Raw genomic sequence first — 13064 nt, 5'->3', positions numbered from 1 at the left:
GAAAGGTCTAGTTAATCATAAAAAAGATTTTGAATTATTAATATCCTATTTACGATTTTATAAATCTTCATAAGACATAAAATTGTTTTTTGATAAAAGTATAGACTCTGGCAGTCTATTACCTGACCTTTAATTTTAGGAGAAATTATGATGATCTCATATTTAATTAGATCCTTTAAGTTAATCTATCACATAAAAAAATCATGGTTATTTGCTTCTGTATTTTTCAGAATTATGAATGGATTACTGCCATTTGCAGAGTTATGGATACTACAAGCACTAATTAATGAAATTGCATTTTTTGCAAAAGGTGATAATAGTAGTATGTTTTTAATTATTAAATTAATAATACTTCAATTAGTTGTTGCAATACTTAAATCAGGAATCACTAATTTTTTGAATGTTTTAGATACAAATATGGAACAACTACTACATCACGAATTGGGTAAAATGATAATGAATAAACTAACTAGTGTTCCTTATACATGTTTTGAATTACCTACGTTTTATAATCATCATTTTCGCATAAAAAATAATTATGGGACAAGGTTTTTAAGACCAGTTAAAAATATATTTGAATCTTTACAAAATGTTATTAGTATCTTATCTTTTATAAGTTTTTTATTTTTTATTCATTGGATACTAGTAATTATGGCAGTTGTAGTAGGAATTCCAACCTTTATAATTCAGTATAAATATGGACAAGCAAAATTTAACTTACTTATTAGACAATCAAGCGAATTAAGAGAAGCAAATTATATACATGGACTACTGAGTGACAAACAAAGCACGAAAGAGATCAGATTGTTTAATTTAGGAAATATATTTTTGGAAAAATGGAGTAAGATAATATTAACCAATAATACTAGGTTAATACATATTCTTAAGAAACAAAGAAATACAAATATTGGACTGGATACACTCTCGGCTATCTTATACGCATTAGCTACAATTGTTACTGTTAAAATAATAAATACAAAGAATTTAAGCATTGGTAGTTTCATTACAATAATACAATCCATGAAAGAATTGCAACAAAGAATTAATCACATTTCATTATTATTGGCTGTTATATTAGAAAGTAGCCTATATGTCAAAGATTTTTTTGATTTTATAGATTTTGAAAATAGTAAAATAGAAAATAATCTAGATATGGTAAGGAAAACAGTTAATATAACAGATGTTAAAAATATAAGAATTAGCAATTTGTTTTATAAATATCCTATGAATCAAGATTACACTTTAAAAAATATTTCCTTAGATATAAAAGAAAATGAAAAAATTGCTATTGTAGGTGACAACGGATCGGGAAAAAGTACTTTAATAAAAATCTTAGTTGGTTTATATCAACCTACAAGGGGAGATATATTATTTGATGAAAATGAAATTAGACAAATAGAAGAAAAAAGTCTAAGGAACAATATAACAGTAATATTTCAAGATTTCGTAAAATTTTCATACTCAGTAAGGGAAAATATAGCTTTTAGCAATATCTCAGAATTAAACAATGAGAAAAAATTGAATGAAGTAGTAAATGAAATAGGAATTGATAGTTTGATTTCAAAATTACCTAATGGAATTAAAACTAATCTAGGAAAAATCCTTCCTGACAGTGTTGATATATCTGGCGGCGAATGGCAAAAAATCGCCTTATCAAGAGCGTTATTTAAAGACTCTAACATAATTGTATTAGATGAACCCACAGCTTCTTTAGATCCCAAAACAGAAATTTATATTTTTGAAAAATTCATTGATTTAGTTAAGGATAAAACAGCAATTTTTATATCGCATAGAATGGCATCTGCTAGAATTGCAAATAGAATTATAGTTATGAAAAAAGGTGAAATTGTTGAAACTGGAAATCACGAAGATTTAATAATGAAGAAAGGCGTTTATTATGATATGTATAATTCTCAAGCTGTTTGGTACCAATAAAATTAAAACAGCTTCTTAAAAAAAGTTTTTTGACCAACCCCCTGTTCTTCATAATTCAAAAAAGTAGAGCATAAAAACCCAATTGGATATTTTATGCTCTACTTTTTATAAGGCTCCCCTCTTGATAAAATAGTTTTAGAGAGAGTTGAGGCCAACTGGATAGATAACGTTATATGTTGTTTTACAATTCCTTTGATTTCCTGATTGATTAATAAATGGTGATGGTACAGAAGACCATCTATGTTACTCAACAATTGCGCCCGTTTGTTGAAGATCGTTTCACCTAAACCACCAGCAATTGTAATATAGGATTGAGAAGAATACAGATTTAGAAAGTCTCCATATATAGGTTTTTATTCATATAACACCCCTACAATGTTTTCTGCAATATTTTGAAAAGTCTTATTGTAAACTCTCTTTATATACCTTTGTATAAACAATATCCAATGAAAAAGCCAAGTAACGTTTGTTTTACAGCGTTTCTTGGCTTTTGTGTCTACCCAAACTTTTATTTGGGAACGTTATTTTGAATGGGTTTGTATAAAAAATAATTACTTAATTTTAAATTTTTAACCTATTTTTAACCTTTGTATGTTATTTTTTATTTTTGTATGTTCTGAATGCTAGAGAAGTTGACGTTATTCGTACATAGAAATCACAAGAAAGAGAGGGACTTACTATATGAAAAAACTAGCTAGTCTATTCCTAATCGTGTTACTCCTCAATTTACAATGGGGAAATATACCGGTCTATGGTGCTGCGAATAGTGAATCCGATTTTTTAACAAATCCAAATGGTACAGGCGTTACCATTAAAAGTTACAAAGGAACAACAAAAGACGTCACTATTCCACCTACTATTGATGGTCAAGCGGTGACCAGTATTGGGGATTCTGCCTTTGCGTCTAACCAGCTAACGAATGTGACCATTCCTTCTAGCGTGACCAGTATTGGGGATTCTGCCTTTCGATATAACCAGCTAACGAATGTGACCATTCCTTCTAGCGTGACCAGTATTGGGGATTCTGCCTTTGCGTATAACCAGCTAACGAATGTGACCATTCCTTCTAGCGTGACCAATATTGGGGAGTTTGCCTTTGCGTCTAACCAGCTAACGAATGTGACCATTCCTTCTAGCGTGACCAGCATTGGGGCTTCTGCCTTTGCGTCTAACAAGCTAACGAATGTGACCATTCCTTCTAGCGTGACCAATATTGGGGAGTTTGCCTTTTATAATAACCAGCTAACGAATGTGACCATTCCTTCTAGCGTGACTAGCATTGGGGATTCTGCCTTTTATTATAACCAGCTACCGAATGTGACCATTCCTTCTAGCGTGACTAATATTGGGGCTTCTGCCTTTGCGTCTAACAAGCTAACGAATGTGACCATTCCTTCTAGCGTGACCAATATTGGGGAGTTTGCCTTTCAATCTAACAAGCTAACGAATGTGACCATTCCTTCTAGCGTGACCAGTATTGGGGATTCTGCCTTTGCGTCTAACCAGCTAACGAATGTGACCATTCCTTCTAGCGTGACCAGTATTGGGGATTCTGCCTTTGCGTCTAACCAGCTAACGAATGTGACCATTCCTTCTAGCGTGACCAGTATTGGGGCTTCTGCCTTTCGATATAACCAGCTACCGAATGTGACCATTCCTTCTAGCGTGACCAGTATTGGGGATTCTGTCTTTTATAGTAACCAGCTAACGGATGTGACCATTCCTTCTAGCGTGACCAGTATTGGGGAGTATGCCTTTTATAATAACAAGCTAACGAATGTGACCATTCCTTCTAGCGTGACCAGTATTGGGGCTTTTGCCTTTCGATCTAACCAGCTACCGAATGTGACCATTCCTTCTAGCGTGACCAGTATTGGGGAGTTTGCCTTTTATAATAACCAGCTAACGAATGTGACCATTCCTTCTAGCGTGACCAGTATTGGGGCTTCTGCCTTTGCGTCTAACCAGCTAACGAATGTGACCATTCCTTCTAGCGTGACCAGTATTGGGGATTATGTCTTTTATAGTAACCAGCTAACGGATGTGACCATTCCTTCTAGCGTGACCAGTATTGGGGGTTTTGCCTTTGCGTCTAACCAGCTACCGAATGTGACCATTCCTTCTAGTGTGACTAGTATTGGGACTTTTGCCTTTTATAATAACCAGCTAAATCAAGTTGAATTTAAAGGACAAATTTCAAGACTTAGTCAGACAGCATTTAATCACCAAGCCAAGCCAGGAGCTACTTTTCACGGATGGTTCGAGGACCAATCGTATACTACTTCATGGACATATACGGTTACAGCACCTATGATAATTTATGCAAAGTGGCCCACTTACTCAACAGGCATAGTTCTATCACCCAAAACAGGGCAACTAACTGTTGGAGGCACACAAAACTTCCAACTAATAGAAAACCTTTCGGATGGCACAACCCAAGATCAAACTGGGAATGCCCAATTTACAGTAGATGATTCAGCCATCGCCACGATGCAAGATAATGTCTTAACAGCGATTGCTCCTGGGACGGTGACCGTCAAGGCTACTTACGGCAGCACATCTGATACAGCAACCATTACGGTGAATTCAGCTCCTGTCACAACAACAGGCATTAGTCTTTCACCTAAAACAGGGCAACTAACTGTTGGAGGCACACAAAACTTCCAACTAATAGAAAACCTTTCGGATGGCACAACCCAAGATCAAACTGGGAATGCCCAATTTACAGTAGATAATTCAGCCATCGCCACGATGCAAGATAATGTCTTAACAGCGATTGCTCCTGGGACGGTGACCGTCAGGGCTACTTACGGCAGCACATCTGATACAGCAACCATTACGGTGAATTCAGCTCCTGTCACAACAACAGGCATTAGTCTTTCACCTAAAACAGGGCAACTAACTGTTGGAGGCACACAAAACTTCCAACTAATAGAAAACCTTTCGGATGGCACAACCCAAGATCAAACTGGGAATGCCCAATTTACAGTAGATAATTCAGCCATCGCCACGATGCAAGATAATGTCTTAACAGCGATTGCTCCTGGGACGGTGGCCGTCAGGGCTACTTACGGCAGCACATCTGATACAGCAACCATTACGGTGAATTCAGCTCCTGTCACAACAACAGGCATTAGTCTTTCACCTAAAACAGGGCAACTAACTGTTGGAGGCACACAAAACTTCCAACTAATAGAAAACCTTTCGGATGGCACAACCCAAGATCAAACTGGGAATGCCCAATTTACAGTAGATAATTCAGCCATCGCCACGATGCAAGATAATGTCTTAACAGCGATTGCTCCTGGGACGGTGACCGTCAGGGCTGCTTACGGCAGCACATCTGATACAGCAACCATTACGGTGAATTCAGCTCCTGTCACAACAACAGGCATTAGTCTTTCACCTAAAACAGGGCAACTAACTGTTGGAGGCACACAAAACTTCCAACTAATAGAAAACCTTTCGGATGGCACTACGCAAGATCAAACGGCGAAAACCGGATTTACAGTAAGCGATCCAACGGTTGCGACGATCCAAGGAAGTACCTTAACTGCAATCGCACCCGGTACGGTGACTGTTACGGCTACTTACGGCAGTTCATTTGATACGGCTACCATTACGGTGAAGGCACCAACAACCGTACCAGAGACGACACCGGTACCACAACCAGACGACTCAGTGGAACCGATGCCTTCAGGTGTCATCCCTATTATTCGTACGGTTGAACAAGGAATCGTGCGTTATCATGCAAACGTTTTATTGGAACCTGTTCAAGTACAAGTACAACAAATGTCGAATCAAGAGGAACGAACAATTCGTCTCGTATACCCAGCAGAAACGGCGACAGTAGAAGCGATTTTACATCTCCCACGAACGGCTGGGCTCTATTTAAACAAGCAACAAACGAATCTTTTTATGCAAACAGCATTAGCACACTTGATGATGCCATCTACCGCATTTAATGGGATCACTGAGGATATATTCTTCCGCATTATGCCTGTAAAGGCACAACAACAGGAAATGATTCAGGCGAATGTGCGACAAAATGAACACATTCAACAGGCGATGCCAAATAGAGCAACCCTTTCATTGTTAGGGACACCGGTAACGATTGAAACGAATCTACAAAATCGTCCGATAACGATTACGTTACCAATTTCGGCTGCATTAACAGCAGAACAAATGGCCTCACTGGTTGTTTATATTGAGCATAGTGACGCAACAACTGAAGTAAAACGTGGTCGTATAGTAGAATTTGAACCAGGTGTGAAAGGATTCCAATTTGAAGTCGATCATTTCTCCACATTTAGCTTAGTGTATGCTTCAGAAGTGCAAGAAGAAGAGAAAGAGGAAGTAGAAACAAACCGATTAGTGCCCTACATTCAAGGGTACCCAGATGGCACATTTAAACCAAATGCTTCGGTAACACGTGCTCAAATGGCAACAATGTTAGCCCGTTTCTTAACAAATGGGAAAATTCCAACAGCCGAAGTAACTTTTGAAGATACGGAAAAGAATACTTCGAAGTATGCGATTGAGTTTGTGAAACAAGCTGGTTTATTTAATGGCACAACCCAAACCAAATTTGACCCGAATGGGACAATTACCCGTGCCCAAATGGCGGGTGTCATCGCACGCTGGGTAGATACAGTGTGTGCACAAGATGACACGAAAACGTATTGTCAAACCGCTAAGCCCGGAAAAGTCTTTTCCGATGTTGCAGCAAGCCATTGGGCTGCCTCATCGATTGAAAGAGTAAGTGCCCTCGGCATTATGACTGGAAACAGTGCGACAACGTTTAATCCGAATGGTGCGTTAACACGTGCACAAGCGGTAAAAGTCCTGAACCAATTATTTGAACGACCAACAGTAGAAAACATCACCGAATCAACATTCCGTGATGTACCGGCTAGTCATTGGGCAATCGGAGTCATTGAAGCAGCTGCAACAGAAATGACGATGAAAAAATAAGACAAAAAAGACACCTGTCTGATTGGGATTCAACTCCCATCAGATAGGTGTCTTTTTTGTAGGATAGAACGTTAGCGTCGTTTGGTAATATATCTTTAAAAATTGTTATTCAATAATATGGCCCGTTTGTGGAATACTACCTTTTTATAAAAATCCTTTGGTCTCAGTGATCCAAAGGGGTATAACTTCGCAACTTTTTTATAACTATCGCGACTTTGTTTTAAACATCGTGTCTTTTTTATAAACTTCGCAACTTTATTTCAAACCACACATTTATTAATAGGCTTTAAATTTAATATTTAATAGATGAATCCAATCACATACCACTTTTATTCCCATAGATATTTAAAGTGTTTCGCTATAAAACAAAAAACCCCGAATAGTTTTCACTTTTAAGTGTCTACAATTCGGGGCTTCAAGATGTATTCAAGGAGTAAGTTTTAAATAAGTGTAATCAATTCTAAGCAGATATTACCCAGACTTTATATCTTGTTTCCTTATCTATTGAAATCTCAGTAATTACTCTGAATTCTTTCATTTCAGCAAGTCTAAAAGCTAAGGAATAAGCTATTTTATAATCTGGTGTATCATAACCATCATATAGTCTTGCATAAATCTCATTTCCTATTGAGTCGGCCCATACATCTGCTTCATGTAAGCTATCGAAAATAATATTTTCCTTATTCCATCTAAGAGCCATCTATTTAACCCCCTATATGGAAAGTTTATGATACTCTACATTTCAGGTCAACCGAAGTAGCACTACTATTTGCACCGTTAGATGAATGTGCTCTAAAGAATAGAGTTACAATATCGTTGGCTTTAAGAGGTTGGCTTTTGCCTGTTAACATAATTTGATAATTTTTCAAACTACCATGGAAATTATAATCTGGTGCTGCTGTGTGATTTGAATACGGCGAATTAATCATAACACCATTTACAGTTGCAGTACCGATACCAACCGTTGTTGTAGGACTATATTTAGAATAAGCTGATGATCTTATGTGAAAACCCCACTGTATTGAACGATCAGCTGATTGGGTATTTGTCTGTATTGTTACATAAGAATCATCATTATTAAAACTAGTAAAGGTTTGGTTGCAATAAGGAATCCCATCCCCTGGACCATCGATACCAAGAGGTTCTATATTTATATCTTCCGTTTCCTGTTCCAACTCAGTAGCTGAAACATTTTCTTGCTTAAGAGGCGCAAGTGAGAATATTAATACGAGTGAAAAAATAGAAAATAAAAGTTTTTTCATATAATTACCTCCTTTTTTTAACATTATATCATTTTTTTAGTATATTTATATAAAAATTCAAAATTTCGCACTAAGTGATTATCATTTTTACTTTTATTAACAATTATGTGTGTAAAATTTCTGCCAAAATAAAGCACCGATACTTTATTTGTTCTATCGTTTCAGATGAAGAATCTGAATTTTTTTTGTTTAGTTTTTTTGAATATCTTATAAGATATTATGGTCATTATTTATAACTTAAAGGTTTCATTCTTTCTTTGATAGAAAGAAAAACATAACCAACTTCAACCTCGTCATCGATGAGGAAAGTGTAATAGAATAAATAATAGAGAAAAAACAGCACATAGTAATCAATATAGTATTCATATATTAATAGAGAGCAATTACTAAGCTGGCAAAGCCAATGATAGCAAGGCCTTGACGACTTATTAATTTTTGGAAATGGTTTATCCTCTAAAAATGACGAAAAGGAATGGTTTATTCATACAATCACTTCAATTATCCACGAAATGAGCAATCTTCAAGATAAGTCATCCACATAACTAAATGGATTTAATTTTCAAAAGTGGACTATTCCACAGCTCGAATTGGATTGAAATGCCATCAAAAAAGGTAGGCTCCTGGATATTCTCCTGGTCCTACCAACAAATTTTCTATTCTTCTATTTTTTTAAGATATACATGGTAAAGATACATGTATGCCTGCATGACAAATAGCCCTTTCTGAATACTTTTTTCAGAAAAGGCTCTTATTGAAACTGCTCGGGTACATCCCAATTTGCATCTTTGTACGAGCTGGCGATGAGATAGCGTAACGGCTGCTCCTCTTGGAAAATACGTTTTGTCTGAAGCCGTAGAGTCTTGCGGAAGTACGCCCCTAGAACTTGAATATTATCAGTTTGACGTTCAAGCTCTCGCACACTTGCGCTTAATATGTCGGCCATGACAGCTTTCACTGTAGACATTGCGTTTTCATTCGCTTCCACCGCATAATACATTGGCGTAATGATTTCTTGCTTGCAAGCATACTGCATATCCTGTAACTCATCGCTCGTATAACGTACACTGCTGGATCTTAATAAAGAAGATAATGTATTGTGTGCAGATGCCTGGAATTGGTCGAACTTGGCATCGTGCTTCCTTTCTCTGTAGACGTTTTCTACAAACGCCAATTCAAATAGACCTTCTATTTCTTGTTTAACCTGGATCAAACTATTCTTGCCATAGAATACACGTTTTAACCACTTATTAAAAACATGCTTAGACTGTTTTAATTTATTGAATAACGTGATTTTCTTACGTTTTAACCATTGTTTACTCTTACGTTTAGATTCCCTATACAGGCCATTTATAAGGTCCAATAAGCCTAATAAACCACGTACATCACGGCCTTTAATAAAACCTCTTAAAAAGCCACTTCTAAAAATTGCTTTGGGTACAAGAAAATACCCAGGTATCTTAGTATTTGTTGCAGTTGGCACATAAGCAGCTACTACTGGTAATTGAATATATGTACGACCATTTATACGGTCAATATGTAATAAACCAATGTCAAAAAGACGGTGATAACCATTATGTATTGAACTATACGGAAGATTATGTTTTTCGCATTCTTCCTTTAAATTGAAATCTTGCTCCAAGATAAGCCCTACCTCATCACAAAGCGAGCGTAGTAATATGTAAGTAACTAAAGAAGAAGCAGTCAGTTTTTTTTCTGAGCCATATACATACTCAAGTTCATAACGTTTTAAATACTTTAATTCTTCATCGAAAAACTGCATTCCATCTACTATTCTTTCACTCATCTTCCTGCTCCTCCTTCCATTCTTAATCTTCATGCTAAAACAGCTATTTAGTATCGAATTGCTCTCTAAATTTAGTTCCCCAGTCTTCCAACCCATAACTATTCATGAAGTCTTTAGCAACTTGATTATACTGGTTACTGTACTCTTCTATTGCCTCTTTATACTCGTTGTATATTTCTTTAATTTCAGGAATAAAAATAGAATGTTGATGTTGGTAATAGCCTAATCCTGATACAGTCACTTTGATAAATATGGCTGCTACTGTCTGAACCAATTCAGAATTTCTTTTATGTAATAATTCAAGGAACTCAAACATTTTGTCATAAGCTCGATTACCAAACCAGCCATCGATCCCATTATTCATAACTTGATAATCCATATACTCTAATAATTCAATATCCTTTTCTGTTAACATACCGTCCTTCTCCCCCTCTAGTTACGATTTTCTTTTAATAATGTACTAAGATTGTCATCAGTAATAACAAATCTTTTATCAGGTCTTGTAAAGACGTATTCTTTTTCATTCCATTTAACAATAGAGCTATCGGCATATCTTGTTTCCCATATATTACTGACATTTTGATTATTCATATCTGTGATCATTTCGTTATAACAAAATATGTCAAATCGTTCGGATTCCATCGTATATTTTATTATTAATGAATGGTCCTCTTCTAAAATGGCACCATTTCTTTCTTTGATACATTTATTTCCTTATAAAGATGCTACCTCTATATCATTTTTTAGTGGTGTATTACTTATAAAGAATAGTCCACCAAAACTAGCAAGACTTAATATTGCCAAGAATTTTAGAGTACCTTCTTTATCTTTAAACATATTTACCACGCCCTTTTAAATTCAAATATCTTTTCTATTTGCATTAAAGTTTAAATAATGGATTTGAAAGCCCTCCTTGACGTTAAGTTGAGTAACTATTCAAAAAACCATTTAGCGAAGATTTCGAAATAATCTATTAAATAATTAAAACCAAATACTAAAATAAATACAGATAAAATTGAAGAAGTTACAACTAGAGCTACAGATAAATAATATCTCCGAAGAATACAATTCATAAGGTAAATATCAACGCAGAAACTGAAAGTACCACTGTAATAGCCCTCACTTAATGCCCTCCTTTCCATACAAAATGCTATTTATAAATAGTAAGCCAATGCTTCATAACTATCATTAGCCCATTTTTTTAGTCATTCTTACAAATTTCTCAAGCCTAGTTAGTCTTAGTTGCTTAAAAAATTTACTCATTAAATTAGGAGAATAACCTATGGTTAGGAGCATAGTTATTTCAATACACGCACTCAAAATAACCACTAAAAATAATAGCTTTACTAATAAAAGCACTATAAAAATAAAAGCTAAAACTAGCACAAAATCACTACTCCTTCCTTTGGTCAAAGTGTTCAGTATCACTTGCTCCATTCATCATGGATTTTTTGAAACTTTTCTTCTAATTCAACTAAAGCTACTCCAATTGGACGGTGTACTGAATCATCAACTTTAGAAACCAATGATTGAATTCGTTGTAGTTCAAGAATTGCTTTTAAATGCAAATCAGCTGCTTCCCGAATTTCCTTTTGTTGTTGTAAATACAGCGCTTCATAATTAGCTGCCTCACAATTAGGGCATGTGTATAAGCCTTTTCTATCCGATTGCTCATGTATAACGCCAAATTCAAATGCACAATCCGGACATTCTATAACTTCAGCCATTTTTACGTTAGCCGTTTCTTTAGTAAAGATACTTTCTCCATTAACTTGAATTGTCATATCCTCTTCTCCTTTATTCTTCATTTATTTTCCTATTGCACAATATCTTTCTATTGTGCTGTTATCCTTCTTTATGTTCCGCCTCATATGCCTCTATCGAGATAGGTTGTATATGACATTCAGATGTCATTGCTTGTTCTGCTACAAAAGGTATTAGTCTAAGTTGTGCTTCATTATATTTTGTCGTTGCATATTCTTCAGCAACGTCTATCTTGATTTTCACAAATGCAGGTGCAGCATTTCCTTCTGCATCATGGGCTAATTTGGCTGCTGGAGATACTTTATAAGCAAATTCTGTATTCATCAGTATTCCATCCTTTTGAACCTTTAAAGGGTTATAATAGGTTGTTGTGGCAGAGGAAAGATCTATAGTGGCCACTTTGTTAAAAAAATTGATAAAAATTTGTTTGTATGTTTCTATTTTAAAGTCGTTTTCTTCTTTAATTTCTTGCCACTCAGAATATTCCCCAACGGCATCTGTAACAGATTCAGCCACCATATATTCATCTGTTCCAAATAAAAACTCATATGCTGCTATGAACCCTAATTTTTTTAAATGTTTCTTCACTTAACATCAATAGAACCTCCTTTAAATTCATTAGTTAAAAACTCAATGAGGAACACTAAATAATCTAATGTTCCCTGTTCAGCTTTTAATCTTAATTCTTGTATTGGACTACGAAAAAATCGTTGAAACATAGCTACGCTCCTTTTGTTGCTGCATCACCGAAGTTTTACTTTTAACCATTTAGAAAAAATAACAATAATAATCGGTAACAGTAAGCAAATGAGAATCGATAAACCATTAATAATGAGATCATGTAAATTAGGGAAATAATGTCCTAATATTAGTGACATAGACAAGCTTCCCACAAACAGATAAATTATTAATCCCATGCATGGCACCACCTATTTGAGCTACCTCACTTCGACATATCTTCTTCCTCAAAATAATCAAATTCATCAATTGGATACCAGTTATCACCGATTTCAATTTTTTTTATTGTCATTGATTCAGGGAAAGGTCCAATAAAAGATAAGGCTGATTTTTCTTTTACAGCAAGATTTTCTAACAGCGTATTTTCCTCTATGTTCCAATGGTTATATTCATAGGAGGAAATCGTCATTTTGTAATAAACCTTATTGGTATCGTCTGCAAGAATTGCATATGCTCCATCATCTTGTTTTTCCAATTGGAGAAACGTTGCTGATATTTTTTCTTCTTTTTCTTCTTCCTCTTCACATCCACTAAGAAAAAATAGCGATGATAACCCCAAGATCATTAGGCTTGCTTTTATTTTCATA

Annotated in this window: 12 protein-coding genes; 2 read left to right on the top strand and 10 right to left on the bottom strand. The window is 35.4% G+C overall.

Translation table 11 applies throughout. The features are described from left to right. Window positions 1–150 precede the first annotated feature (150 nt). Entirely contained in the window at window positions 151–1935 is a 1785-nt protein-coding gene (locus LCP48_RS10720) for an ABC transporter ATP-binding protein (RefSeq protein ID WP_216485352.1), read from the top strand. Window positions 1936–2616: 681 nt separating this feature from the next. After that, the gene (locus LCP48_RS10715; protein ID WP_225340945.1) at window positions 2617–6909 is read left to right on the top strand and encodes a leucine-rich repeat protein; all 4293 of its coding nucleotides are present in this window, start codon (window positions 2617–2619) and stop codon (window positions 6907–6909) included. 460 nt (window positions 6910–7369) lie between these two features. Here the strand turns inward: LCP48_RS10715 and LCP48_RS10710 are convergent, their stop codons facing one another. The 10 genes from LCP48_RS10710 to LCP48_RS10675 all read right to left on the bottom strand — a co-directional run bounded on the left by LCP48_RS10710 (window position 7370) and on the right by LCP48_RS10675 (window position 13063). Further along, window positions 7370–7609: a hypothetical protein gene (locus LCP48_RS10710; RefSeq protein WP_004224260.1), complete on the bottom strand. Its 240-nt coding sequence runs from the start codon at window positions 7607–7609 to the stop codon at window positions 7370–7372. A 25-nt stretch (window positions 7610–7634) separates the two neighbouring features. Beyond that, window positions 7635–8171: a hypothetical protein gene (locus tag LCP48_RS10705; protein WP_004224258.1), complete on the bottom strand. Its 537-nt coding sequence runs from the start codon at window positions 8169–8171 to the stop codon at window positions 7635–7637. Between the two features lie 748 nt (window positions 8172–8919). Continuing rightward, window positions 8920–9975 (bottom strand): hypothetical protein, encoded by a 1056-nt coding sequence (locus LCP48_RS10700; RefSeq protein WP_225340944.1) that lies wholly within the window; start codon window positions 9973–9975, stop codon window positions 8920–8922. Window positions 9976–10018: 43 nt separating this feature from the next. Next, window positions 10019–10390: a hypothetical protein gene (locus LCP48_RS10695; RefSeq protein ID WP_225340943.1), complete on the bottom strand. Its 372-nt coding sequence runs from the start codon at window positions 10388–10390 to the stop codon at window positions 10019–10021. A 299-nt stretch (window positions 10391–10689) separates the two neighbouring features. After that, complete coding sequence (locus LCP48_RS23320; protein ID WP_263643096.1) at window positions 10690–10812, bottom strand: hypothetical protein; 123 nt, start codon at window positions 10810–10812, stop codon at window positions 10690–10692. A gap of 587 nt (window positions 10813–11399) precedes the next feature. After that, entirely contained in the window at window positions 11400–11759 is a 360-nt protein-coding gene (locus LCP48_RS10690) for a hypothetical protein (RefSeq protein ID WP_216486826.1), read from the bottom strand. Between the two features lie 61 nt (window positions 11760–11820). Continuing rightward, window positions 11821–12327 carry a hypothetical protein gene (locus LCP48_RS10685; protein ID WP_225340942.1) on the bottom strand — a complete coding sequence of 169 codons (507 nt, stop codon included), beginning with the start codon at window positions 12325–12327 and terminating at the stop codon, window positions 11821–11823. Then, the gene (locus LCP48_RS23315) at window positions 12324–12458 is read right to left on the bottom strand and encodes a hypothetical protein (protein ID WP_263643095.1); all 135 of its coding nucleotides are present in this window, start codon (window positions 12456–12458) and stop codon (window positions 12324–12326) included. Before LCP48_RS23315 ends, LCP48_RS10685 begins: the two co-directional genes overlap by 4 nt. Window positions 12459–12482: 24 nt before the next feature. Continuing rightward, window positions 12483–12656, bottom strand: a complete 174-nt coding sequence (locus LCP48_RS10680; protein WP_225340941.1) for a hypothetical protein — start codon at window positions 12654–12656, stop codon at window positions 12483–12485. Between the two features lie 26 nt (window positions 12657–12682). After that, window positions 12683–13063, bottom strand: a complete 381-nt coding sequence (locus LCP48_RS10675; RefSeq protein ID WP_225340940.1) for a hypothetical protein — start codon at window positions 13061–13063, stop codon at window positions 12683–12685. Window position 13064 lies beyond the last annotated feature (1 nt).

The organism is Lysinibacillus capsici, assembly GCF_020217405.1.
GTDB lineage: Bacteria > Bacillota > Bacilli > Bacillales_A > Planococcaceae > Lysinibacillus > Lysinibacillus capsici.
Note: the sequence above shows the minus strand (reverse complement) of the source record. Positions and strands in the feature narration are given on the sequence as shown.